This window comes from Nonomuraea sp. NPDC050383 (genome assembly GCF_044459125.1).
Taxonomy (GTDB): Bacteria; Actinomycetota; Actinomycetes; order Streptosporangiales; family Streptosporangiaceae; genus Nonomuraea.
The window spans coordinates 57,575-81,063 of sequence record NZ_JBITIP010000020.1; the positions used below are offsets into that span (position 1 = coordinate 57,575).

General features: G+C 71.6%; 22 protein-coding genes. 13 read left to right on the forward strand and 9 right to left on the reverse strand.

Going from position 1 to position 23,489, the window contains the following annotated elements; translation table 11 throughout:
- Positions 1 to 35: 35 nt before the first annotated feature.
- The 3 genes from ettA to ACIBG4_RS35200 all read left to right on the forward strand — a co-directional run bounded on the left by ettA (position 36) and on the right by ACIBG4_RS35200 (position 3,714).
- Positions 36 to 1,700, forward strand: coding sequence for an energy-dependent translational throttle protein EttA (ettA, locus tag ACIBG4_RS35190; RefSeq protein WP_397205995.1), 1,665 nt, complete (start codon positions 36 to 38; stop codon positions 1,698 to 1,700).
- A gap of 372 nt (positions 1,701 to 2,072) precedes the next feature.
- Positions 2,073 to 2,507: a thioesterase family protein gene (locus ACIBG4_RS35195; protein ID WP_310712217.1), complete on the forward strand. Its 435-nt coding sequence runs from the start codon at positions 2,073 to 2,075 to the stop codon at positions 2,505 to 2,507.
- A gap of 4 nt (positions 2,508 to 2,511) precedes the next feature.
- Positions 2,512 to 3,714: an MFS transporter gene (locus tag ACIBG4_RS35200; protein ID WP_397205997.1), complete on the forward strand. Its 1,203-nt coding sequence runs from the start codon at positions 2,512 to 2,514 to the stop codon at positions 3,712 to 3,714.
- Here the strand turns inward: ACIBG4_RS35200 and ACIBG4_RS35205 are convergent.
- The 4 genes from ACIBG4_RS35205 to ACIBG4_RS35220 all read right to left on the reverse strand — a co-directional run bounded on the left by ACIBG4_RS35205 (position 3,707) and on the right by ACIBG4_RS35220 (position 7,315).
- The gene (locus ACIBG4_RS35205) at positions 3,707 to 5,230 is read right to left on the reverse strand and encodes an alpha-amylase family glycosyl hydrolase (RefSeq protein WP_397205999.1); all 1,524 of its coding nucleotides are present in this window, start codon (positions 5,228 to 5,230) and stop codon (positions 3,707 to 3,709) included. The genes ACIBG4_RS35200 and ACIBG4_RS35205 overlap by 8 nt on opposite strands.
- Positions 5,231 to 5,246: 16 nt before the next feature.
- Positions 5,247 to 5,627 carry a globin gene (locus ACIBG4_RS35210; RefSeq protein WP_310712221.1) on the reverse strand — a complete coding sequence of 127 codons (381 nt, stop codon included), beginning with the start codon at positions 5,625 to 5,627 and terminating at the stop codon, positions 5,247 to 5,249.
- Between the two features lie 9 nt (positions 5,628 to 5,636).
- Complete coding sequence (locus ACIBG4_RS35215; RefSeq protein WP_397206001.1) at positions 5,637 to 6,587, reverse strand: mechanosensitive ion channel family protein; 951 nt, start codon at positions 6,585 to 6,587, stop codon at positions 5,637 to 5,639.
- 443 nt (positions 6,588 to 7,030) lie between these two features.
- Positions 7,031 to 7,315, reverse strand: a complete 285-nt coding sequence (locus ACIBG4_RS35220; RefSeq protein ID WP_310712224.1) for a hypothetical protein — start codon at positions 7,313 to 7,315, stop codon at positions 7,031 to 7,033.
- 273 nt (positions 7,316 to 7,588) lie between these two features.
- On the opposite strand from ACIBG4_RS35220, the gene ACIBG4_RS35225 reads away from it, so the two are divergent.
- The 7 genes from ACIBG4_RS35225 to ACIBG4_RS35255 all read left to right on the forward strand — a co-directional run bounded on the left by ACIBG4_RS35225 (position 7,589) and on the right by ACIBG4_RS35255 (position 15,389).
- Positions 7,589 to 9,148: an XRE family transcriptional regulator gene (locus ACIBG4_RS35225; RefSeq protein ID WP_397206003.1), complete on the forward strand. Its 1,560-nt coding sequence runs from the start codon at positions 7,589 to 7,591 to the stop codon at positions 9,146 to 9,148.
- Entirely contained in the window at positions 9,145 to 9,633 is a 489-nt protein-coding gene (locus ACIBG4_RS35230) for a GNAT family N-acetyltransferase (RefSeq protein ID WP_310712227.1), read from the forward strand. Before ACIBG4_RS35225 ends, ACIBG4_RS35230 begins: the two co-directional genes overlap by 4 nt.
- A gap of 206 nt (positions 9,634 to 9,839) precedes the next feature.
- A complete protein-coding gene (locus ACIBG4_RS35235; RefSeq protein WP_397206005.1) occupies positions 9,840 to 11,174 on the forward strand; it encodes a DMT family transporter in 1,335 nt (444 codons plus the stop codon).
- A 276-nt stretch (positions 11,175 to 11,450) separates the two neighbouring features.
- Positions 11,451 to 13,079 (forward strand): tetratricopeptide repeat protein, encoded by a 1,629-nt coding sequence (locus ACIBG4_RS35240; protein WP_397206007.1) that lies wholly within the window; start codon positions 11,451 to 11,453, stop codon positions 13,077 to 13,079.
- A 188-nt stretch (positions 13,080 to 13,267) separates the two neighbouring features.
- On the forward strand, positions 13,268 to 14,041 hold the full coding sequence (locus ACIBG4_RS35245; RefSeq protein ID WP_397206009.1) for a hypothetical protein: 774 nt from the start codon (positions 13,268 to 13,270) through the stop codon (positions 14,039 to 14,041).
- A 284-nt stretch (positions 14,042 to 14,325) separates the two neighbouring features.
- A complete protein-coding gene (locus ACIBG4_RS35250; protein WP_397206011.1) occupies positions 14,326 to 15,066 on the forward strand; it encodes an MBL fold metallo-hydrolase in 741 nt (246 codons plus the stop codon).
- A 23-nt stretch (positions 15,067 to 15,089) separates the two neighbouring features.
- A complete protein-coding gene (locus ACIBG4_RS35255) occupies positions 15,090 to 15,389 on the forward strand; it encodes a GNAT family N-acetyltransferase (protein ID WP_397206013.1) in 300 nt (99 codons plus the stop codon).
- Positions 15,390 to 15,450: 61 nt separating this feature from the next.
- Here ACIBG4_RS35255 and ACIBG4_RS35260 read toward each other — a convergent pair whose 3' ends face one another.
- On the reverse strand, positions 15,451 to 16,023 hold the full coding sequence (locus tag ACIBG4_RS35260; RefSeq protein WP_310712234.1) for a TetR/AcrR family transcriptional regulator: 573 nt from the start codon (positions 16,021 to 16,023) through the stop codon (positions 15,451 to 15,453).
- 75 nt (positions 16,024 to 16,098) lie between these two features.
- Between ACIBG4_RS35260 and ACIBG4_RS35265 the strand changes: the two genes are divergently transcribed.
- On the forward strand, positions 16,099 to 17,487 hold the full coding sequence (locus ACIBG4_RS35265; RefSeq protein ID WP_397206015.1) for an MFS transporter: 1,389 nt from the start codon (positions 16,099 to 16,101) through the stop codon (positions 17,485 to 17,487).
- Between the two features lie 55 nt (positions 17,488 to 17,542).
- On the opposite strand, the gene ACIBG4_RS35270 is transcribed toward ACIBG4_RS35265, so the two are convergent.
- Complete coding sequence (locus ACIBG4_RS35270; protein ID WP_397206017.1) at positions 17,543 to 17,938, reverse strand: ArsR/SmtB family transcription factor; 396 nt, start codon at positions 17,936 to 17,938, stop codon at positions 17,543 to 17,545.
- A 33-nt stretch (positions 17,939 to 17,971) separates the two neighbouring features.
- Here ACIBG4_RS35270 and ACIBG4_RS35275 point away from each other — a divergent pair, with 33 nt between their 5' ends.
- Positions 17,972 to 18,892 (forward strand): TIGR03620 family F420-dependent LLM class oxidoreductase, encoded by a 921-nt coding sequence (locus tag ACIBG4_RS35275; protein ID WP_397206019.1) that lies wholly within the window; start codon positions 17,972 to 17,974, stop codon positions 18,890 to 18,892.
- A 74-nt stretch (positions 18,893 to 18,966) separates the two neighbouring features.
- Here ACIBG4_RS35275 and ACIBG4_RS35280 read toward each other — a convergent pair whose 3' ends face one another.
- Both ACIBG4_RS35280 and ACIBG4_RS35285 read right to left on the reverse strand, forming a co-directional pair.
- Positions 18,967 to 19,599, reverse strand: coding sequence for a DUF47 family protein (locus ACIBG4_RS35280; RefSeq protein WP_310712237.1), 633 nt, complete (start codon positions 19,597 to 19,599; stop codon positions 18,967 to 18,969).
- A 142-nt stretch (positions 19,600 to 19,741) separates the two neighbouring features.
- Complete coding sequence (locus ACIBG4_RS35285; protein ID WP_397206021.1) at positions 19,742 to 20,674, reverse strand: anion permease; 933 nt, start codon at positions 20,672 to 20,674, stop codon at positions 19,742 to 19,744.
- Between the two features lie 337 nt (positions 20,675 to 21,011).
- Here ACIBG4_RS35285 and purU point away from each other — a divergent pair, with 337 nt between their 5' ends.
- Positions 21,012 to 21,863 (forward strand): formyltetrahydrofolate deformylase, encoded by an 852-nt coding sequence (gene purU, locus ACIBG4_RS35290; RefSeq protein ID WP_397206023.1) that lies wholly within the window; start codon positions 21,012 to 21,014, stop codon positions 21,861 to 21,863.
- Positions 21,864 to 22,046: 183 nt separating this feature from the next.
- On the opposite strand, the gene ACIBG4_RS35295 is transcribed toward purU, so the two are convergent.
- Complete coding sequence (locus tag ACIBG4_RS35295; protein WP_397206025.1) at positions 22,047 to 23,429, reverse strand: alpha/beta fold hydrolase; 1,383 nt, start codon at positions 23,427 to 23,429, stop codon at positions 22,047 to 22,049.
- Between the last annotated feature and the right edge of the window lie 60 nt (positions 23,430 to 23,489).

The following is a 23,489-nucleotide window of genomic DNA, read 5'->3' on the forward strand; positions in this document are numbered from 1 at the left end:
CGGAAGCCCGGTCGAGAGCCCCTAAGCTAGATGTCATGCCGGAGTACATCTACACGCTGCAGCGCGTGCGCAAGGCGCACGGCGACAAGGTTGTCCTTGACGACGTCACGCTGTCGTTCCTGCCCGGAGCCAAGATCGGTGTCCTGGGCCCGAACGGCACCGGTAAGTCGACGCTGCTCCGGATGATGGCCGGCCTGGAGCAGCCGTCCAACGGTGAGGCGCGGCTCATGCCGGGCTTCTCGGTCGGCATGCTCCAGCAGGAGCCCCCGCTGAACGAGGAGAAGACCGTCCTCGGCAACGTCCAGGAGGGCGTCGCCGAGACGATGGCGATGCTCGAGCGCTACAACGCGATCGCCGAGCAGATGGCCACCGACTACAGCGATGCGCTGCTGGACGAGATGGGCAAGCTGCAGGAGCAGCTGGAGCACCGCAACGCGTGGGACCTCGACAGCCAGCTCGAGCAGGCGATGGACGCGCTGCGCTGCCCGCCGCCGGACGCCGACGTGACCACGCTGTCCGGTGGTGAGCGCCGCCGCGTCGCGCTGTGCAAGCTGCTGCTGGAGGCCCCCGACCTGCTGCTGCTCGACGAGCCCACCAACCACCTCGACGCCGAGAGCGTGCAGTGGCTGGAGCAGCACCTGGAGAAGTACGCCGGCACCGTGCTGTCCGTCACCCACGACCGCTACTTCCTCGACAACGTGGCCGGCTGGATCCTCGAGCTCGACCGTGGCCGCGCCTACGCCTACGAGGGCAACTACTCCACCTACCTGGAGGCCAAGGCGCAGCGGCTCAAGGTCGAGGGCCAGAAGGACGTCAAGCGCAAGAAGCGCCTCGAGGACGAGCTGGAGTGGGTCCGCTCCAACCCGAAGGCCCGCCAGACCAAGTCCAAGGCCCGTCTCCAGCGCTACGAGGAGATGGCGGCCGAGGCCGACAAGCACCGCAAGCTCGACTTCGACGAGATCCAGATCCCGCCGGGCCCGCGCCTGGGCACCACCGTGATCAGGGCCGAGGACCTCACCAAGGGCTTCGAGGACCGGCTGCTCATGGAGAAGCTCTCGTTCGACCTGCCGCGCAACGGCATCGTCGGCGTCATCGGCCCCAACGGCGTCGGCAAGACCACGCTGTTCCGCATGATCACCGGCAGCGAGACGCCCGACAACGGCTCTCTCGTCGTGGGCGACACGGTCAAGATCTCCTACGCCGACCAGAGCAGGGGCGGCATCGACCCCAACAAGAACGTCTGGGAGGTCGTCTCCGACGGGCTCGACCACATCAAGGTCGGCAACGTCGAGATGCCGTCGCGCGCCTACATCGCCGCGTTCGGGTTCAAGGGCCCCGACCAGCAGAAGAAGGCCGGCGTCCTGTCGGGTGGCGAGCGCAACCGGCTCAACCTGGCGCTCACCCTCAAGCAGGGCGGCAACGTCCTGCTCCTCGACGAGCCCACCAACGACCTCGACACCGAGACTCTCTCGTCGCTGGAGAACGCGCTGCTCGACTTCCCGGGTTGCGCGGTCATCACCTCGCACGACCGGTGGTTCCTCGACCGCATCGCCACGCACATCCTGGCGTGGGAAGAGGGCTCCAACTGGTTCTGGTTCGAGGGCAACTTCGCCGACTACGAGAAGAACAAGGTCGAGCGGCTGGGCGCCGACGCGGCCCGCCCGCACCGGGTGACCTACCGCAAGCTCCACCGCGACTGATCCGGCGTCCACGGCTCAGGGCCCGGGCCTCACGGCTCAGGGCCCAGGCCGAGGGCCCAGGCTGAGGGCGCGGTCACGGGTCGGGACTCGCACGCGCCCCGCCTGCCGGGTCCAGCGGCACAGATACCTCGCGAGGTGCGCCAGGGTCTCCGGTCGCGCGGCTGCTCACCCGCTTCGTCCAGAACAGCCTCCGGCCGGTCGGCCCCGGACACCGACCGTGCCGCCGGTCCGTGCCGCCGGTCCGTGCCGCCGGTCCGTGCCGCCGGTCCGTGCCGCCGGTCCGTGCCGCCGGTCCCCGACCGGGCCGCCGGTCGGGCCGGGTGAGAAGGGCCGCGTGAGATGGGCCGCGTGGGGGCGGGTACGGTGGCGGGCGTGGTGCACGAATCGCTCGAAACCCTGACCCGGCGGCACGTCTTCCCCCGCATGGTGCGGTTCGCGGACATCGACTCGCTCGGCCACGTGAACAACGTCCGGTTCTTCGACTACCTGGAGGACGCCCGGCTCGGCATGTTCCACATCGACCCGTACCGGTCGGGTGACGCGCCGTTCAAGGGGCTGGTCATCGCCCGGCACGAGATCGACTACCGGCGGCCGTTGACGTTCAGGGCCGAGCCGGTGCGGGTGGAGACGTGGGTGACGGAGATCAAGCCGGTGCGGTTCACGCTGGCCTACGAGATCCGTGACGACGACGAGGTGTTCGTGACCGCGTCCTCGGTGGTCGTGGGCTACGACGTGGAGGCCGGCGCGCCCCGCAGGCTGACGCCGCAGGAGGTCGCCTACCTCGAACGCTTCAAGATCCCTGCCTAGCGGCGTGTCCCCTCCGAAGCGGGACCTGAGGCGCTGGGTGATGCTCGCCCTCGGCGTCAACGCGCATGCCAGCGTCACCCTGGGCCTGTTCGGGCTCCCCCTCGTCATGCCGGATCTGCAACGCTTCTTCGAGCTGCCCCTACCGCTGGCCGGCATCGTGGCGAACGCGCCGGGCATCGGCGTGCTGTTCGCCCTCGTCCCCTGGGGCGTGCTGGCCGACCGGCACGGCGAGCGGCTGGTGCTCGGCCTGGGCGTGGGACTGGCAGCGGTGTTCTTCGCCGCCGTCACGCTGGTCACCGGAGTCTGGGCGGTCGTCGGCCTGCTGGCGCTGGCGGGCGCCGCCGGGTCGGCCGCGATGGTGGGCGGCGGCCGGATCGTGCTGCGCTGGTTCCGCCCGCCGGAGCGCGGCGTCGCCATGGGCCTGCGGCAGGTGTCCTACACGCTCGGCATGGCCGTCGCCGCCTTCGTCCTGCCGCCCGTGTCGCGCGCGCACGGCATCCCGGGCGTGCTGGCGGTGTGCGCCGCCGTGAGCCTGCTGGCCGCCGTGCTGGCCGCCCTGTTCCTGGCCGAGCCGCCGCGCGACGGCCCCGGCTCGGGTCCCGCGCCGGCCGGCTCGCCGTACCGGCAGCCCGCCCTCTGGCGGGTCCACGCGACGAGCGCGCTGCAGGCGGTGCCGCAGATCGTGGTCAGCACGTACGGCGTGGCGTGCCTCGTCCACGTGTACGGCTGGGACGGCGTGCAGGCGGGACGGCTGTTCGGCGTGGCCGCGATCGGCGGCGCGGCGGTGCGCATCGCGGTGGGCCGCTGGTCCGATCGGACGGGCCTGCGGATGGCGCCGCTGCGCCTGCTGACGTTCGGCAGCCTGGCCGTGCTCGTCCTGCTGCTCGCGGGCACCTTCACCGGGTCGTGGCCCGGCCCGGTGATGCTGGCGCTGGCCGCGGTGATCACGGTGGCGGGCAACGGGCTGGCGTACCTCGCGGCCGGTGAGCTCGCCGGGCCCGGCGCGGCCGGGCGGGTGCTGGGCACCCACAACACCATCCAGAACGTCGTCGCGCTGGCCGTGACCCCGCTGGCCGGCCTGCTGATCACCGGGGCGGGCTACTGGGCGGGGTTCGCGGCGGGGCTGGTGTGCGCGCTGCTCTCGGTGCCGGTCATCCCGGTCCGGGGGGAACGCGGCGCGCACACCCTCTCCCCTGAAGTCAGGTGACGGGTGTGCCCAGCAGCCAGGCCGCCGTGTCCGGAGGAAGGACGTCACCCGCCAGGGAGCCGCTGGACAGCAGGACGCGCTCGTGCGGCGGCAGCCGTACGGCCTCCGTGCCGCAGTTGAGCACGCACACCAGCCGCCCCCGGCCGAAGAACAGCGCGTCCTCCGGGGAGTCCAGCCACTGGATGGTGTGCGGCATCTCCTCCACCAGCTCCCGGCGGCAGGCCAGCGCGGCCCGGTAGAACTCCAGGGTCGAGGCCGGGTCGCCGGCCTGGGCCTCCACGCTCAGCGCCCCGAACTCCGCCGGTTGCGGCAGCCACGGCCGTGTCTCGCCCGGGGAGAACCCGTGGGAGGGTCCCGTCACCGTCCACGGCAGCGGCACCCGGCAGCCGTCGCGCCCGGGCAGCTTTCCCTCCGACTGGAAGAAGACCGGGTCCTGCCGCGCCTCCGGGGGAAGATCCTTCACCTCGGGGAGTCCAAGTTCCTCCCCCTGGTAGAGATATGCCGACCCGGGAAGCGCCAACATGGCGAGCAATGCCGCTTTCGCCCTGAGGAGTCCGGTTCCGGGGTCGGCGGTCTCGTAGCGGGTGCGGTGCCGTACGACGTCGTGGTTGGACAGCACCCAGGTCGCGAACGGCACAGTCGCCAGCGTGTCGTCGATCACCTTCCGGAACGCCGTCGCCGACCACGGAGCCTGGAGCCAGGCGAAGTTGAAGCTCTGGTGCAGCTCGTCCGGCCGGACGTAGCGGGCCAGGTCCTCCGGGTCGTCCGTCCACACCTCGCCCACTGCCATGCGCTCGCCCGGGTAGCCGTCGAGCAGCTTGCGCCACGATCGGTACACGTCGTGCACCTCCGGCTGCCCCCACACCGGCGAGCGCGAGGTGAACGACTGGTCGTCCACCCCCGGAAGGTCCGGCAGCCCCTCCGCCTTGTACAGGCCCATCGCCACGTCGATGCGGAACCCGTCGACGCCCCGGTCCAGCCAGAACCTCAGGACGTCCAGGAACTCCTCGTGGACCTCCGGCTCGCGCCAGTTGAAGTCGGGCTGCTCCGGGGCGAACAGGTGGAGATACCACTGTCCGTCGGCCACCTGGGTCCACGCCGGCCCGCCGAAGGTGGACTGCCAGTTGTTCGGCCGGTCGCGGAAGACGTAGCGCTCACGCCGCTCGCCGCGCAGCGCCGCCTGGAACCACGGGTGTTGCGAGGAGCTGTGGTTGGGCACGATGTCGACGAGCACCCGCAGCCCGTGCTCGTGCGCGTCGGCCACCAGCACCTCGAAGTCCGCCAGCGACCCGAACAGCGGATCGACGCCCCGGTAGTCGGCCACGTCGTAGCCGCCGTCGGCCATGGGGGAGGGGTAGAAGGGCGTCAGCCAGATGGCGTCGACGCCCAGGCGCCGGAGGTACGGCAGGCGCTCCCGGATGCCGGCGAGGTCGCCGACGCCGTCACCCGAGGCGTCGGCGAAGCTGCGTACATAGATCTCGTAGACGACCGCGTCACGCCACCAAGGGATAGTCATGGGGCGGTCATGCCCGTTATGTGGGTGAGTTCACCAAGCTGTGCGCAGCGTAAACCAGGTAGTCCCAGAGGCGCTTCTCCTGCTCCTCCGGAAGCTCCAGCGAGTCGACGCCGTCGCGCATGTGCTTGAGCCAGGCGTCACGCTCGGCCTCGCCGATCACGAACGGCACGTGCCGCATGCGCAGACGCGGATGGCCGCGCTCCTGGCTGTAGGTGTTGGGGCCGCCCCAGTACTGGATCAGGAACCCCCGCAACCGCTCCTCCGCACCCGTCAGATCCTCTTCGGGGTAGAGGGGACGGAGCAGCGGGTCCTGGGCCACCCCCTCGTAGAAGCGATGCACCAGCCGCCGGAAAATCTCCTCGCCCCCGACGGCGTCGTAGAAGGAGGTCTCAGTCACGCTGCAAGCCTACGCGCCGGGCACCAGTGCGATGCCGGCGGTGTCCATCGCGTTCTTCACCTTGAGCCGCATCTCGCGGGCGACCTGCGCCTGCTTGGAGGGGAGCGTCTTGGCCGAGATGCGGAAGACGAGCATGCTGTCGGACAGCTGCTCCACGCCGAACACGTCGGGCCGCTCCACGATCACCGTCTCCCGGAACTCGGGGTCGTCCCACATCTCCTTGGCGATCCGCTCCAGCACGTCGCGCACCGCCGTCACGTCGCTGTCGTAGCCCACCGGGACGTCCACGTAGGCCCGCGACCAGCCCTGCGACTCGTTGCCGACCCGGGTGATGGTGCCGTTGCGCACGTACCAGACCCGGCCGTCGGCGTCGCGCAGCCGCGTGATGCGCAGCGTGACAGCCTCGACCGTGCCGACGGCGGCGCCCGCGTCGATCACGTCACCCACGCCGTACTGGTCCTCCAGCAGCATGAACATGCCGGCGATGAAGTCCTTGACCAGCTCCTGCGCGCCGAAGCCGATCGCCACGCCGAGGATGCCGACGCTGGTCAGCAGCGGCGCGATGGGGATGGTCAGCCGGTCGAGCACGGTGAGGGCGGCCGTGCCGAGGATGACGATCGAGGCGACGTGCCTCAGCACTGAACCCATGGTCTCGGCCCGCTGCTTGCGCCGCTCATGGAGCAGGACGTCGATGCTCTCCGAGCCGACGCCGTTCCGGCGGAACCGGGTCATGATCGAGCCGCCGGTCGCCGCCCGGGTGACCACGCGGGTGATGAGCCGGTGCGCGACGTTGCGGATGACGAACGCCAGGATGAGGATCAGCACGATCGTGATCAGGCTGGCGACCAGGGGCGCCCAGACCGCTCCGTCCAGCAACCCGACCATCCAGGAGCAGAGGAAGGTGTCACTGCTGCAGGTCGCCGCCATCTGCTGCCCCAGGCTGTCGAGGCTCGGCAGCACGGACGTCGGTGAGGGCGATGGCGTTGGGGTCGCCAGGAACACTGGGGGGATCCCCTTTCGAGAAGCGGTTCGGCCGGCGGATTGGACCGATTTCGATCCACAAGATACCGCCGACCGAACCGGCCGCCGTCACATCGCGCCGGGGAAGACGGGGTCGTCAGGCCCGGGGCCGCGGAGGGCGAGGCCTGACGCTCCGGTGACGGACGGCCCGGCAGGGACGAGCACCCGGAAGCAGGTCCCGTGCCGTTTCTCCGGAAGGCGTACCTTCCGGACACCCTCCGGTGTGACCCGGAGGGAGTCGGTGTGAAAACCGTGGAGCCGGCGGGACGGCCAAGGCTCCCGCGAACGGGAGACCTCCGCACCGGCCGCCCCGCCGGCTCCGTGAAGCCGCGATGGATGCGGTGAACCGCGGTGGCTGCGCTCCACGCGGGTCACCGCCTGTGTCATTCGCCCACCGCGGCGAGCACCCGAGCGACCTTCGTCGCCGCACCAGCCGGGTCGTCCGCCGCGTGCATCCGCTCTCCCCAGGACCAGCAGTACCACCAGTCCGGCAACTCGGAGACCGCCGTCGGCCGACAGGTGACGTTCTCGGACAGGCTGGTCGCGTTCGGGTTGATCACCCGGACGAACAGCCGGCCGGTCTGGGTGCGGACCACTCGTGCGAGCAAACCGCGAGCGCCGAGCTCCGCTACCAGACGCTCCAGGTGCTCGAAATCGTCGTCCCCCACCTTTCGTCCCTCCCTCGCTTTGTTGCTGGTGGGCCAAAGATGACTCAAGTCGGCGCGTTACGCAACGAGCACATCCCGATCACAGGGAGTCGCTATTCCCTCGTGGGTTGTAAGAAACAGTCCGCCGGAGGACGATCCTTAACCGTAAACTTCAAGAGGACGTTTTCTTCCCGTCCACAATGGTCCATAGTCTTCGGTAGGCGGAGTGCAACCCAGAGACTACGCTGAGTCGTCGGTCGTGGATCGTTCGGGACGTGTGTGAGAGGGGCCGGGATGTCCGGCAGGCAGCACAGGGAAACGGAGATAGCGCGGCGGACCAGAGCCAGGGGTCTCGCCGCCGGCCGCACCCCTGCCCAGATCGCCGAGGAGATCCATGAAGCCTGCGCGTCGCAGTTCGGCACGACGAAGATCAAGAGCCATCGTCTGTCGCACGGCATCGCCCTCGCCGACGTCATCGAGCAGGTGCGCGCCCTGTTCGAGTGCGACGCCAAGCCGCCGCCGGGCATCGGCGAGACCCTCCTGTCGGCGTACGAGAGCGGCCTGAAACGCCCCGGCCCCGAGTACCTCCACTACCTGTGCACCGTCTACCGCGTCGAGCCCTCGGCCCTCGGCTACGACGGCCCCTGCATCTGCGGCCACGGCCACCGGGCGCCCGGCGGCCCCGCCTTCGACGTCTCGGAGCGCGTCCCGGCCTCGGTGGAGGCGCGTGAGCAGCGGCCCGACCCGCCCGGTGAGGAGGAGTCGCCGCACGAGAGCCAGGAGGACGAGAACATCCTCCGTCGCGCCCTGCTCCACCTGCTCGGCGACAAGCCCTCCATGAAGCCCGAGGGACCGGTGCTCGGCGCCATCGACGGCATCAGGCGCCGCATGGACGAGACACTCGTCTGCGCCACGGTCTCGCCGGCCATGCTCGACCAGTGGGAAGAGGTCACGCAGGCCTTCGGCCGGCAGTACACGACCACCGCCCCGCTGCGCCTGCTGTGCGACGTGGTGCTGGAGCTGGGCGCGGTCCGCAACGCCATGAAGCATCGCCAGCCGATCGACCTGCAGGAGCGCCTGTGCCGCATGGTCGCGCAACTGGCCGGGCTGAGCGGCATGATCATGATCAACCTGGGTGACCACCGCCTGGCGCGCTCGTTCTTCCGCACCGGCCGCATCGCCGCCGACGAGACCGGCGACCGCGCGCTGCGCGCCTGGGTGACGGCCCGCGAGTCGCTCGTCCCGCTCTACTACGGCGACGCCCGCGAGGCGCTCAACCTCGCCAAGAAGAGCCGTGACCTGGCCGGTGCCACGCCGTGCGCCGCGCAGGCCATGGCCCCGGTCGTGGAGGCCCGCGCGCTGGCCATGCTCTCGGGCACCGACAGCAAGAAGGAGATCGTCGACCAGGCCAAGCGCGCGCTGGCCCGGGCCCGCAACGCCTTCAGCCACATCAAGGGCGACGAGCGCGAGGACATGGCGTTCGGCTACACCGAGCGTCAGCTCTACTTCTACCAGGGCGACGTGCTCACCAAGCTCGGCCAGACGCTGGAGGCCGAGGTGGTGCTGGAGCAGGCCCTCGACAAGTACCAGGACCACATCCTCGACCAGACGCTGATCAGGCTCGACCGGGCGCAGTGCCGCCTGATCGAGGGCGACGTCACCGAGGCGCTGGAGGTCGGCACCGAGGCCCTGCGCCTGCTCGGCCCGGAGTACCGCACCGACTTCATCATGCGCCCGGCGCTCGCCTTCGAGCAGGCGGTCATGCAGCGCGACCCCGGCCATCCGGGCCTGGTCGCCTACCGCGAACAGTTGCGCCCCGAGCCGGTCGCGGGCGAAGGAAAGGCCGGTGCATGAACCTGAAGATCCGTCGTTACCGCTGGTCCGACCTGGACACGATCCTGGCGCTGCACCAGATCTGCCTGGCCCAGGTCGGCCTGTTCCCCGGTGACGGGGTCTACTACGACGACGACTTCCCCCGCATCCAGGAGCTCTACCTGGTGTGCGGCGGCGACTTCCTGGTGGGCGAGACGGGCGGCCGGGTCGTCGCCATGGGCGGGCTGCGGCCCATCGACTCGGGCAAGGCCGAGATCTGCCGGCTGCGCGTCCACCCGGAGCTCCAGCGCCGCGGCTACGGTGCCGCGATGCTCACCGCCCTGGAGAAGCGGGCGGTCGAGCTGGGCTTCCACAGCGTCCGAGGCGACACCACCCTGCGGCAGGAGGCCGCCCTCGCGCTGTACGCGCGGCACGGGTGGCGCGAGATCTCCCGATCGCGCGTCGGCGACCTCATCGTGGTGTACGGCGAGAAGCGGCTCGTGCCCGCCGCCGTCCTCGACGCCTGATCCCCGGAAGCCCTCACCCCGCCTTGCCCCGTCTGCACCTGAGTCCTGTGGGCAAAGGGTGACGGGAGAAAAGGGGGATTCGATCACTCCTGCGGATATGGATGTACGAACCCCCGGGTGAGCCTCTTCCCTCCCGGTGGTAGAGGAGTATCCCCGACTGCTGCGAGTACATCCGCGGCTGCGTTTCGTAGTGAGATGCTTCCGCCATGACAGGCGTGGCCGCTCCCCGACCCCTCCTGGGAGCCGTGCTTCTGTTGTTCGTCAGCGCCGCATGGGGGTCGGCGTTCCCGCTGATGAAGGATCTCATTCTCCGGATGCCGGTAGAGGATCTGCTGGCCGAGCGTTACACGATCGCAGCAGTCACGCTCCTGGCCCTGCGCCCGGGCGCGCTACGGGGGCTGTCGTGGCGTACGTGGGGAAACGGGCTGGTCCTGGGCCTCATGTTCGGGGTCGGCCAGGTGGGGCAGGCTTTCGCGCTGGACAGCCTGCCCTCGGCCGTGTCGGGGTTCGCCGTCGGGTGCAGCGTGGTCCTCACGCCCATCCTGGCGCTGGTGCTGTTCAGGACGAGGATGCCGGGGCGGGTGTGGGCTGGGGTCGCGCTGGCGCTGGCGGGCATGACGGTGTTCACGCTGCTGCGCGGCGTCGGCGACCAGCCGATCTCGCTGCCGGCGCTCAGCGTGACGCTCGTCGCCGCGGCCCTGTACGCGGGGCACACGCTCCTCCTGGCGCACTTCTCGCGCACCCGCGAGGGCTTCAACGCCTACGCCCTGACCGTCATCCAGCTGGGCACCATCGGGCTCATGACAGGCGGCTACGCCGTGCATGACGGGCTGAGCCTCCCGGTGAGCCTTGCCGACTGGGGGGTGCTCGCCCATCTGGCGGTGGTGTCGTGCGCTCTGGGGTTCCTCGCCCGGTCGTACGGCCAGGCGCACGTGGCGGCCGTGCCCAGCGCGGTCCTCATGTCGTCGCAGCCGCTGTGGGTGGCGGCCATCGCGGTGATCTGGTTCCACGAGCCGGTGGACTGGAGCATGATCCTCGGTGGTGGGCTCATGGGCGCGGCGATGCTCCTGGCCGTACCGTCGCGTACGACGGCGCCCCTGCCTGCTGAGGTGTCCCCTCCCATGGCGCCCCTTCCGGTGGCGCCACCGCCGGTGGAGGAGCCGGCGGACGGTGCGCCGCGGCGCGTACAGCTGCTCGCCGTGTCCCGCCAGGCCTCGAAGAGGCTGGCCGACCTCAAGGTCAAACGGGAGGAGCCGGGTCAGCCGCGGGAGGCGCCCGTGCCGCAGGGGCCGTCCGTCGCGGGGGCGGCGTGCGGCGACAGCCCGGCGTGCCGGCTGCAGCTTCACCAGATCAAGGGCAGCGGCCAGCCGAGCCTCGACCGGCTGATCCAGCGGGCGACAGTCATCGTCCGCGCCCGCAACCTGCCCGGTCCCGGCTGCTGCCGGTCCGTCACGCTGTCGGGAGGTTGCCTGTGCGCGCTGATCGAGGAAGCCGAGCAGAACGGAGAGGTGACAAAGGTGTGCTGGTTTCAGCACGGCTGACCATCTGATAATCATCGAATAAACACGCCAGTCAGCTATTACTAGCTAACTTATGCGTCCTAAAACTTGATAATCGGTGCTGTGCCCGAATAATGGTGTATTAGTCCCAATGGAGGGGTAGAACACCATGAAGCGCATCATCGTGCATAAGCCGGGCTCAGCGCAGCTCACCGGAACCTCGAGCGTCATCCACAAGGGGTGACCGGGGGAGTTTCCCACCAGCGGGTACCGAGTGATCCGCCTGTCGAGCCGGGGGCCCTACGGCTGTTGATGCCGATGATCGACGGACACCGCCGGCCCCACGGCCCGTACACCGTCGCCTCCGCTCTGCTCCACCACCTCGTGCCGGAGGTGCTGGAACGTTCCCCAGAGCTGGTCGCCGCCCACGACATCGAGATCAGGGCGGCGGCCCCGGGCCTGCGTGACCTGGTCCCGGCCGGACGCGCGACGATCGACGCGAGCCTGCCCGACGACGAGCGCATCCTCGTGCCCGCGCCCCGCCGCACCCTGCGGCTGGCCAACGGGCTCACGGAGTTCGTCCGCGAGGCCGTGGCCCCGGGGCGCACCCTGATGGTGTGCAACGGCGCCGAGACCGACCCCACGGACGCCGAGCTGCTCGACGTCATGACCCGCCGCATCCCGCCCGAGGTGCTCACCGTCGTCGTGTACGAAGGCGGCCCCGCACCCGCCGACGACCCGCGCGGCCCCGGTGCGCTGTGGGACCTCGTGGACCGGTGCGTGCACGAGGGGTTCCTGCACGCCGTGGCCGAGGCCGGCCGGCGCGGGCTGGAGACGGCCGAGCCGGGCGGCGAGCTGTGGTGGCGCTTCGCGCAGCGCACCGCGACCGCGCTCGGCGGGCTCGGCCGCATCGATGAGGCGCGCGAGGTGTGGGCGTGGGCGCGCAGGTGCAGCCAGGATCCGGCGGTCCACGCCGCCTGCGCGTACGGGCTGGCGATGCTCGACGCCCGCGACCCCGACCCGGAGCGGCGCGACCTCGCCCGGGCCCGTGAGTGGGTCAACGAGGCCATCGCCATCTCCACCCTGCTGCGCGACCCGTTCGAGAGAGCCTTCAAGCTCGGCTTCGACCGCAACGGGCTGGCGCTGGTGGAGCTGCGGGAGGGACGGCCCGAGGCGGCGCTCGCGCTGGTGGAGTCGGCCATGGAGCTGGCCGGCGAGCTGGGGGAGCGGCATCCGCTGCATCGCATGGTGCTGCACGCCAACCGGGGCCGCCTGCTCGCGGCGCTCGGCCGTACCAAGGAGGCGCTGGACGACTACACCGCCGCCATCGCCCTCGACCCCGGCTTCCCCGACCACTACCTGGACCGGGGCAACCTGCTGGCCAAACTCGGCCTCCCGGACGAGGCGCTGGCCGACTACGAGAGCGCCATCCGGGCCGGGCCGCCGATGCCGGAGGCGTACTACAACCGCGCCGAGCTGCGGATCGCCCGCGACGACACGGACGGCGCCCTGGCCGACCTGGGTCACGTGCTGGAGCTCGATCCCGGCTACCTGGACGCGTACATCAACCGGGCAGGGCTGCTGGCCGCCCTCGAACGCGACGAGGAGGCGTGGGCGGACGTACGCGCCGGGCTGGCGCTGGCGCCCGGCGACGTGCACCTGCTCGTGGTGCTCGGGCAACTGGAGACGACCGCGGGACGGCTGGGGGACGCCCACGCGACGCTGGACGCCGCCGTCGCCGCGGCGCCGGGGCTCGCGGCGGCGTGGGGGAACCGGGGGGTGCTGCGGTTCGCGGAGGGGGACATCGAGGGAGCGGTGGACGACCTGTCCCGGGCGATCACCCTCGATCCCCAACCGGACCTGTACGCCAACCGCGCGGTGGCGCTGCGCTCGCTCGGTCGTACGGCGGAGGCCAGGACGGACGAGCAACGCGCGTCGATCCCGTGACCGCCACCATCACGCCGGAGGACTTCGGACCGCGGCGGGTTGAGACTACGGGGGCTGGGACCGCGGGGGCTGGGACTGCGGCGGGCTGAGACTGCGGGCGTTGGGGACTCCGGGGCTGGGACTGCGGTTGGACGCTCCGGGCCCCGGCCCGCTCGGGACCATGACCGGATAGGACTACGGTTGGACGCGTGGGCTTCGACGAGCTGCTCCGTGAACTCCAGCCGGGCGCCGGCGCGCAGGCCGCCGGCATCAGACGCGGCTACGGCGGGCCGCCTCCCCGCTCCGTGGCCCTCACCGCGGGCCCGGACCGGCTGCGCTGCGCGTCCCTGCTGAAACCCCTGTACGCGTGGGCGGCGGCCGGGCTGATCGGCGACCACGAGCGCTGGCGCCGCCACGCCGAGCCGGCCGTGGTCGTCTCCTCCAACTCCGACACCCTCGCCCTGTGGCTGTCCGTCGGCCCGCGCGCCGTCCTGGACGCGATCCACCGCCGCACAGGTGTCCGTTGGGCGCCGCCGAACGCGGATCCGTCGCGGTTCGGGTCCGTGGAGGTGTCGGCCGCCGAGGTCGCCGCCGCGTACGCGGAGCTGGCCCAGGCCGCTCTGGCGGGCGACCCGGTCGCGGGCGCGATCCTGGAGTGGATGCGCCTGGTGGGCGGCGAGCAGACGTTCGGCGCCCGGGAGGCGCTCGCGGCGCCGGAGGCGGCCGTCAAGTGCGGCTGGTACGGCGGGCTGGAGGAGACGTGCCTGCGCACCCACGCCGTGGCTGTCCTGACCCCGGGCGGCAACCGGGTGGTGGTCGTGGTGGGCCTGACCGCGCAGCCGTACACCGACGAGCTGGAACGCGACATCTACCAGGCCCGGGTGGCGGAGGGGCTGCCGGTGGAGGCGGAGCACGAGAAGGCGGGCGGCGCGCTGCTGCGCGGCCTGCTGCACACGACCCTCACCGAGCTCGGCGAAACCTGACCTTCCCGCCACCCGCGGCCTCTCGCGGGCGACTCCTCACGAACGGTCCCTCGCGGGCGACTCCTCACGAACGGTCCCTCGCGGGCGGCTCCTCGCGGGTGGCCACTCACCGGCAGCTCCCCTGTACGGCTGTGAGGGGACGGGCGGACGTCAGCTGGCGTGGCCGACGGGTCGGCGGGTAGCCGGATCGGCCGGGTGCCTGGGCAGTCCAGTGGCCCGGCCGGTCGGAGGTACGCGAGGATGTGCCCGTTCGAGGAAGATTTGGGTGGGTTCGGGAGGCATGTGTGAGGCTTACCGTGCTGGGCGGATGTGGGGCGTGGCCGGCGGCGGGCCAGGCGTGCAGCGGCTACCTGGTGGAGTACGACGGCTTCAGGGTGCTGATCGACCCCGGTTACGCGACCCTGCCCAGGCTGCTGGAGTCGGTGGCGGCCGAGGAGGTGGACGCGGTGCTGGTCAGCCACGGTCACCCCGACCACTGCTCCGACCTCAACCCGCTGCTGCGGGCCCGCGCCCTGGGCGACGCCCCACCGGCCGCGCTTCCTGTCCACGCGCCGCCCGGCGCGCTCGACGCCGTGCTGGCCCTGGACAACCCGCGCATGCTGGCCTCCAGTCACGTGCTGTACGAGCTGGCGCCGGGGGCGGCGGTGGAGCTCGGGCCCTTCCGGGTGGACACCTGGTCGCTGCCCCACCACGTCCCCAACGCCGGGCTGCGACTCACCGCGGGCGGCCGGACGCTGGCCTACACCGGCGACACCGGGCCCGCCGCCGAGCTGACCGAGCTGGCGCGGGACGCCGATCTGCTGCTGGCCGAAGCCACCTATCCGGAACGAGTGCCGGACGAGGACGCCCCGTACCTGTCGAGCGCCCTGGACGCGGGCCGTACGGCGTCACGGGCGGGAGCGGGTCGGCTGGTGCTCACCCACCTGTGGCCCGGCACCCGTCCGGAGCCGGCGCTGGAGGCGGCGGCCAAGGAGTACACCGGCGATCTCATGGTGGCCTCCGGCGGCCTCACGATCTCCTTCTGACCGCCACCTTCGCTCTGCCGAAGGTGTCACATCGTCACTCGTGGGCCGAAGACTTTGTCGCGGGCTTCGTCACCATGGCCACCCGGCGGCACTTCACCGGCCAGGTGGACGCCTACATCGGCGAACTCGTCGTCCGCGCCGGGGCGGAGCGCATCGGCGTCGGGCGTGCCCTGATGAATGCTGCCGAGTCCTGGGCACGCGCGCACGGTCTGCGGCGCGTCACGCTGGAGACCGGTGCGGCCGACGTCCGAGCCCGAAGCTTCCACCAAGGGCTGGGGTATGCGGAGGAGGAGGTGCGGCTGAGCAGGCCGGTATCTGATTGATGATCAGACGGCGTCAGCGGTCTCCCGCGATGCCGGCTTTGATCCTGATGCTCGGCAGGTCTCAGCCGCGTGCGGCGTAGCGCTCGATGGCGCTGATGAACATGTCCTCGGCCAGGGCGTAGAGCTGGTCGATCTCCTGCGTGGCGGCGGTGAAGCGGCCCCCCGCCTCGGAGGCGGCCAAACCCATGCCGACCGTGTCCAGCAGGCGTTGGAGCGGGCTGACGATCTCCTCCGGCACGCCGGCGTCCCGCAGCATCGCCTGGACGGCGTTGCGCGGGCGCCGGGCCTCGGGCGTGACCGTCGGGCGTGTGAACAGCAGCAGGAACAGCTCCGGGTGGCGCCGTGCCACCTCGCGGACGCCCGCGCCGAACGCGCGCAGCCGGTCCTGCCACGGCAACGCGGGATCGTCGTCCGGCATCTCCTGCAGGAGCCGTTCCACCAGGCCGTCCAGAAGCCCCTGCTTGTCGCCGACGTAGCGATAGAGCGCCATCGGGGTGACGCCGAGCCGGTCGGCGACCGCGCGCATGCTGACCGCGGGCAGGCCGCGCTCTTCGGCGAGTTCGAGGGTGGCGTCGAGCACCTCGTCACGGGTCAGCCCGCGGGTGCCGCGACCGCGCTGGGCCGGGGTCTTCACGGATCACAGTCTAACCGTTAATATACGGCGTATATCTACGCTGTATATTAACGAGCTTCACCGAGGAGGCCGGAGTTGCCCAGCACCGTCGTCCGCCGTCCCGGCCGGACCCTCGCCATGGCGGCGACCGCCGGCTACCTGCTCGTTCTGGACCTCACCGGGGTGAACGTCGCGCTGCCCGCCATGCAGGACGATCTCGGCGCGGGGCTGGGCGAGGTGCAGTGGGTCGTCGACGCCTACGCCCTGACGCTGGCCGTCCTGCTCCTGACCGCCGGCGCGCTGGCCGACCGGGTGGGCCGCCGCCGCCTCTTCCTGACCGGCCTCGGCGCGTTCACGGCCGCGTCCCTGGCGTGCGCCCTGGCACCTGGAGCGTTGGCGCTGGACCTCTTCCGGGCCGCGCAAGGCTGCGGGGCGGCGATCCTGTTCGGGACGGCCTCGCCTCTGCTGGCGGCCGCCTACTCACCGGGCCGCCGGCGCGACCGCGCCCTCGGCATGTTCGCGGCGGCCTCAGGGGCGGCCATCGCCACGGGGCCGCTGCTCGGCGGCGCGCTCACCGAGGTGTTCGGCTGGCGTGCGATCTTCTTCCTCAACGTGCCGGTCGGCGTGCTCGCCCTCGTCATCGCCCCACGGGTGCTGGCCGAGTCCCGCGATGCCCGGCCCCGCCCCCTCGATCCGGTCGCGACGGTGTGCCTGACCGCCGGGCTCGGGGGAGTCATGTGGGCGCTGATCGAGGGACCGCGCATCGGCTGGACGGCGCCCGGGACGATGATCTGTTTCGCCGTGGCCGCGGCGGCCACGGCCGTCCTGGCACTGCGCCGCGTCCCGGACCCCATGATCGACCTGTCGCTGCTGCGGGACCGGCTGTATGCGGCGAACACCATCGCCGCGCTGGCCTTCCACGCCGCCGGCGCCGGGGCCCTGGCCTACTTCTCGCTGTACGTCCAGGGGCCGATGGGCGCCCGCCCCGCCCAGGCGGGACTGTGGTTCCTCACCTTCAGCGTTCCGGCCCTGGCCGCGCCGGTGCTGCTCGGACGGATCATGCACCGGCTCCCCTCCGCCCGGCTGGTCGCGGCCGGACCGGCGCTGGCCGCCCTCTCCTCGCTCCTGCTGGCCGCCACCTACGAGTTGCACTCCTGGCCCGCGATGGTCCCCGGATTCGTGGTCGGCGGGACGAGCATCGGGATCGGCAACCTCGTCACCGGCCGAACGGCGCTGGCGTCGGCGCCCGCCGAACGCGCAGGCGTGGCCGCGGGCATCGCCAACACGGCCAAGCAGATCGGCATCGCCGCGGGCGTCGCCGTCCTCGGTGTCCCGTACCAGCTGGACGGCCTGGGCGCGATGCTCCTCACGGCGGCGGCCATCGGCGTCCTCGGCGCGATTCCGGCGCTCCACCTCATGGTCTCGCGCCGGCGGCGCCAGGCCACCCTGATGGTCGGTCGACAGCCCCCCGCCGGTGGCGTCTGACGGGTCACCCGCCTCCCAGGCTCCTCTCCAGGCCGCCGCCTCCCCCTCTGAGACGTCAGCCGTCCCCCTTCCCACCGCCGGTCTCGGGCGGCTCCTCGGCCAGGACGAGAGTGAGCAGGCCGGGGAAGCGGCCCTCGAACTCGTCGCGGCGCAGCCGGTTGAGGCGGCGCGCGCCCTCGTCGCGCTGCTCCAGCAGCCCGACGTTGCGCAGCACCGCGAAGTGGTGGCTGAGCGTCGACTTGGCCACGGGCAGATGGGTGAACGTGCCGCACGGACGGGTCCAGTCGGGCACCTCGGCCAGCTCGCGCACGATCCGGCGGCGAACCGGGTCGCCGAGCGCGTCGAGGGCCGCCTGGAGCGACACCTCCGCGGGTGAGGTGTGGGTCAGGCTTCTCGACCTGCTGGACGCTGGAATGTTCGACGACTGTCGAACATTGATGTAGTGTTCCATCTCGATCGAACATCCTAGTCCCCCGGAGGGCTCATGGACACCGGACACGTCGGCGTGTGGCACCCGCTGATCAACAAGGCGCCCGCCGGCGAGGTTCGCGCCGTCGCGGCGGAGATCGAACGACTCGGCTACGGGTCCGTCTGGCTCAACGAGGCGCCCGGGAGCAAGGAGCCACTGGCCAACGCCGGTGTCCTGCTGGCGGCCACCACGCGCCTGGCCGTGGGCACCGGCATCGCGAGCCTCTGGGCGCGCGACGCCACGGCCATGGCCGCCGGAGCCGCCACGCTGGGCGACGCCTTCCCCGGCCGCTTCCTGCTGGGCGTCGGGGTCAGCCACAGCACGGTCGCCGGACGACGGGGCCACGACTACGGCAAGCCCTTGACGACGATGCGCACCTACCTCGACGGCATGGACGAGGCCGCCCGCGACCTGCCCCCGGCCGGCGCGCCACGCGTCCTGGCCGCGCTGCGTCCCCGCATGCTGGAGCTCGCCCGTGACCGCGCCGACGGGGCGCACACCTACTTCGTGCCCCCGGAGCACACGGCCGCGGCCCGCGGGATTCTCGGCCCCGACCGGCTGCTCATCCCGGAGCAGGCCGTCGTCCTGGAGACCGACCCGGTTCGCGCCCGCGAGATCGCCCGCGCCCACATGGCCTACTACCTGAAGCTGCCCAACTACACCAACAACCTGCGCGAGCTCGGCTACACCGACGACGACCTCGCGGGAGGGGGCAGCGACCGGCTCGCCGACGCGATCGTGGCCTGGGGCGACGCCGCCGCCATCGCCGCCCGGGTCCGCGCCCATCTCGACGCGGGCGCCGACCACGTCGCCATCCAGCCCCTCGCCGCCGGCGCCCCCGACCTGGCCGACGTGCTCACGCAACTTCGCCGGCTCGCCCCGGCCCTGGGCATCGAGCCGGCAGCCAGCGCGCAGCCAACGGCGGTCGGGGTCTAGGCGGTCGCCGGAGCCCGAGCGAGGATCAGGGCTGACCGGCCGTTGGTCTCATCGGTGGTCGAGAGATTCCGGCGTCAGCGCTTCATGGCGCCGTCCGCGATGGCGTCCGCGGCCTCGCCGATCGCCATGCCGACGATCTCCAGTCGTCGCACGAGTTCACGCTGCTTGAGGGCGTCCGCGGTGATCTCACCGGAGAAGATGCGGGAGATCTCGTACTGGTACATCCGCCGGATCTGCCCGCCCATCTTCTTGGCCTCCAGGGCGTCGTGCACCACGGCCGAAGGGCGGGAGGCGAGGTCGCGCACCGCGTTCTCCAGCGCGTCGATCCCGGCGATCACCTGGTCGAGGAGGGGGCTGAAGCGGATCTGGTCCGGTACCCGGTACAGGTGCGACTCCCGTACGAAGTCGCGCAGCGAGTCCAGCACGTCGTCGATGGAGCGGGAGAGCCGGAACAGGTCCTCCCGGTCGATGGGGGTGACCAGGGCGGTGCGCAGTTCGTCGACCAGGCGGCGGCGCTCTTCGTCGCCGAGGTGCTCGATCGTGCGCATCTGCTCGTGCGCCCCGGTACGGCCGACCTCGCCGCCGATCATGGCCATGGCCAGCCAGGCGCCCTGCTTGGTCGCTTCCAACTGGCCGAGCAGGGCCTCCGTCAGCGCGCTGTCCATCCGGCCGGTCATGAGATCGCGGATGCGCCGAAGTCGCTTCATCACACTCCTTCCACGGCTCGCGCCGCATCAAGGCTTGTCAGGGGTTATGCCCGCGTGGGGATGGATGATCTGGTTGCGGATGGGCGGTGCAGATTCTTCGGGGCCCGGAGCACTGGAGTGCGATGTGAGAGCCGGCGCATGGTCAGGTCGAGGAGAGGATGAAGGCGACGCCGGCGGCCAGGAGGGCGCTGGCTGGAAGGGTGAGCAGCCAGGCGACGACGATCTTGACGGCGGCGTACCAGCGCACCCGGCCCCCGCCCGTGGCCACGCCGGCTCCGATGAGGCCGCCGGCCACCGACTGCGTCATGCTCACCGGCATGCCGAGCAGCGCGCAGGCGATCACGGCCGTGCCCGAGGCGAGCTCCGCCGAGACGCCGTGCAGCGGCCGGGAGGCGATGATCTCCTGGCCGAGCGTGCGGCCCGCCCGGGGCAGGCCGTACAGCGCGCCGAGTCCGAACAGGACCGCGACCAGCGACGTGTACGGCAGCGGCGCGCCCGAGAAGCCGAGTGCGATCATGAACACGGCGAGCATCTTCTGGCCGTCGTTGGCGGCGTAGGCGACGGTCTGGAGCAGGAACCCCGCCCAGTGCCAGCGCCCCAGCCCCCGCGTGCTGGACCAGCGCACCAGCAGCAGCGCGACCCCCCACGCCACCAGCCCGCCCACGAACGGCGCCGCCAGGCCGAAGGCCAGCACCAGCGCGACCGCCCCGGCCGAGACGGGCAGCCCCCAGCCGAGCCCGGCCCCGGTGAGGCCGCCGACGATGGCCAGGGTGAGGCTCGTCGGACGGCCCCTCGCGCTCAGCACGGTGACGACGGTGAGGGCGGAGAGCACGGCGACCGTCATCGCGGTCCGCCCGCCGGGTTCGTCGAACGTGGCCAGCCGGTGCACGAACGTCCGCGCCACCGCCTGGGTCGCCAGCGGCACCAGCGCCACCATGACGACGAGGGCCAGGATCCCGGTGGCGGGCCTCACCGTCGGCAGCTTGAGTCCCGTGGCGAGGAGGGCGCCTCCGTCGTTCATGCCGGTGACGAGCGCGAACAGGCAGGCCACTGCGACCAGTACGGCGAAGTCCAACGGTGAGCGTGCCTCCGTTCCGGCCGGCGCGCGCGACCGGCGTCGCAGGGCGCATACCCGTGATCGGCTCGACGATGGGGGAGCTTCCATTCTGCTGGAGAACGGGGTTCGATGGGACTACCCGGGCGGAGACCCTCTCCAGGGGCCTCTGCCCCGGGTCGGCGTGGCAGGTACGCTCGTTGGACGCACGCATCGAGCCGAGGGCCGAGTCCCAGATGCCGAACGGCCGGGTGGGCCGGCCGCCGGGCGGTAACCTGCCCAGGCCGGCAGCCGGGCAGGAATTCGCCCGGGTCGGCAGCGACCGCGCCTACCATTCCACGTCCGCGAAAGTAATGACATGAGCCCAGCCGAGTACGTCCTGACCCTGTCGTGCCCCGACCGGCCAGGGGTGGTGGCCGCCGTCTCCGGGCTGCTCGCCGGGCAGGGCTGCAACATCACCGAGAGCCAGCAGTTCGGCGACCGGGCCGCGCGCCGCTTCTTCATGCGCGTCCAGTTCACCTCCCCGCTGGCCGAGGACGAGGTCCGGGCCGCTTTCGCCGCGCTGGCGCCGGAGTTCGGCATGGAGTTCGAGCTGCGCGACATGGCCAGGAAGCCGCGCGTGCTCATCATGGTGAGCAAGTTCGACCACTGCCTGAACGACCTGCTCTACCGGGTTCGCAAGAAGACCTTGGACATCGAGGTCGTCGCCGTCGCCTCCAACCACCCCGACCTGCGCCCGCTCACCCAGTCGTACGGAGTCGACTACCACCACCTGCCGATCACGCCGGAGACCAAGCCCCGGCAGGAGGCCGAGGTGCTGGCCCTGGTGGAGCACTACCAGGTGGACCTCGTGGTGCTGGCCCGCTACATGCAGGTGCTGTCGGAGGACCTCTGCGCCAAGCTGGCGGGCAAGGCCATCAACATCCACCACTCGTTCCTGCCGTCGTTCAAGGGTGCCAAGCCGTACCACCAGGCGCACGCCCGGGGCGTGAAGCTGATCGGCGCGACCGCGCACTACGTCACGTCGCACCTGGACGAGGGGCCGATCATCGAGCAGGAGGTGGCCCGCGTCAACCACAGCCACTCGCCCGAGGACCTCGCCGCCATCGGGCGCGACGTGGAGTGCGTGGCGCTGGCCAGGGCCGTCCGCTGGCACGCCGAGCAGCGCGTCCTCCTCGACGGCCACAAGACCATCGTCTTCCCCCGCTGAGCCGTCCGCCCTGGGCGGGTCGCTGTCAGCGGGGGTGGTGTCGCTCGCCGGTGGTGGCGGCGGGTTCAGGTCATCCGAGTGAGCTGACCCGGCTCATCACGTTCGACATGGTCGATGAGGCACTGGCGCGCAGACGGACGCGACGCAGGTGCGAGTGCGGGAGCCGCCTTCGCGGGGGGCGGGTCAGCACGTCGTGTTCTCGGGTGGGAGGACCTTGTCGGTGAAGTAGCGGTTGATGTGGTCGCGAGCGCAGGTGTTCGTGCCGTACAGGGTGTGGCCGGGGCCGTCATGGTTGATCGTGACACTGCCGGCGACCTGGCCGATCGCTCTGGCGACCGCGTCCGATTCGCCCCAGGCGCCCGCGCCGAGCAGAGGCGGAAGGGTCTTGGGGAGCGGGGCGGGTGGGTTGGTGACGGGCGTCGGCCAGCCGATGCACTGCAGCACGCCGGTCGCTATGGTGCCGGCCGGGCCCGCGTTGGGGGCGACCTTCCGCAGACGGCTGATCGTCGCGTCGAGCTCCTTGCGGTCGGCGGCCCGAGGCCAGTCGGTGCACTCCGTCACGCCGGTGGCCTGGTCGGGGTAGCGGGCGCCTCTGGCGGGGAGGAAGGCGGAGGCGTCGCCGGCGCGAGCCTTGCGGATGGCCTGCGCCAGGCCCGGCCAGGCGGTCCGGCCCTGTCTGGCCGATGCGAAGGCGAAGGCTTGCAGGTCACTGCCCGTGTAGGCGACGTTCTTGGCGGCGGGGACGGGAACGCGGTCGGCTCTGGCCACGAGCGCTCGCCATGTGGCGGGGACGTCCTGGCAGGCGTTGGCGGCACACCAGTCGAAGAAGCGGGTCAGGAACCGCTCGCTGCCCTTCGCCATCTCCTCCAGCTCCCGGCTCCAGTCGGCGGCGCTGTGGTTCCAGGTGCCGTCGAGGACCATCGTGCGCACCTGGTCCGGGAAGAGGCGGGCGTAGGCCTGGCCGTAGAAGCCGGCGTAGGAGGCGCCGTAGTAGTTGAGCTTGGCGCCGCCGAGGGCCTTCCTGATGGCCTCCATGTCGCGGGCGTGGTCGGCGGAGCTCATGTTGGCGAAGAGCGTGGGATCCGCCTGGCGGCAGACCTCCGCCTGACCGCGGTTGGTGTCGGACAGCCGGCCGAAGTCGGCGTCGTCGCGCGGGAACGCGGGGAGCGGGATGCGGGTCCACATGCAGGGCAGGCCGGTGCTCAGGCCGCCGAACTGCGCGCCGTAGCCGCGGGTGTCCCACGTGACGATGTCCATGCGTTTACGCAGGTCGGTCCACCAGCCGGACTGCGCCTGGGTGATGGCGACGCCGGGCCCGCCCGGGCCGCCGTAGGCGATCAGGGCGACACCCTCCGAGGTGCCGGTGGAGGCGAGGCGGCCCAGCTTGAGGGTGATCTTGCGGCCGCCGGGGTCCTGCCAGTCGACGGGAACCTGAAGGTCGGCGCACCGCATGCCGACCTTGTCGTTGGGGCACGGGCTCCACTCGAGAGCCTCCGCCGCGTGCTGGGCGCGCATCCCGCTCCCGGCGGTCAGCAGGACCAGTGCCATCGCGATTGACTTCAGCATGCGGATCACGATGCTGGACGGGACGGGTGTGGCGCGTCGGACCACGGTCTGATATCCGGG

Excerpts from the sequence above, each read along its gene's own strand:
- ACIBG4_RS35225 (WP_397206003.1), top strand. The coding sequence starts at position 7,589 with ATGTCCGGCAGGCAGCACAGGGAAACGGAGATAGCGCGGCGGACCAGA.
- ACIBG4_RS35295 (WP_397206025.1), bottom strand. The coding sequence starts at position 23,429 with ATGCTGAAGTCAATCGCGATGGCACTGGTCCTGCTGACCGCCGGGAGC.
- ACIBG4_RS35205 (WP_397205999.1), bottom strand. The coding sequence starts at position 5,230 with ATGACTATCCCTTGGTGGCGTGACGCGGTCGTCTACGAGATCTATGTA.
- ACIBG4_RS35240 (WP_397206007.1), top strand. The coding sequence starts at position 11,451 with ATGATCGACGGACACCGCCGGCCCCACGGCCCGTACACCGTCGCCTCC.
- ACIBG4_RS35275 (WP_397206019.1), top strand. The coding sequence starts at position 17,972 with ATGGACACCGGACACGTCGGCGTGTGGCACCCGCTGATCAACAAGGCG.
- purU (WP_397206023.1), top strand. The coding sequence starts at position 21,012 with ATGAGCCCAGCCGAGTACGTCCTGACCCTGTCGTGCCCCGACCGGCCA.
- ACIBG4_RS35270 (WP_397206017.1), bottom strand. The coding sequence starts at position 17,938 with ATGGAACACTACATCAATGTTCGACAGTCGTCGAACATTCCAGCGTCC.
- ettA (WP_397205995.1), top strand. The coding sequence starts at position 36 with ATGCCGGAGTACATCTACACGCTGCAGCGCGTGCGCAAGGCGCACGGC.
- ACIBG4_RS35230 (WP_310712227.1), top strand. The coding sequence starts at position 9,145 with ATGAACCTGAAGATCCGTCGTTACCGCTGGTCCGACCTGGACACGATC.
- ACIBG4_RS35235 (WP_397206005.1), top strand. The coding sequence starts at position 9,840 with ATGACAGGCGTGGCCGCTCCCCGACCCCTCCTGGGAGCCGTGCTTCTG.
- ACIBG4_RS35280 (WP_310712237.1), bottom strand. The coding sequence starts at position 19,599 with ATGAAGCGACTTCGGCGCATCCGCGATCTCATGACCGGCCGGATGGAC.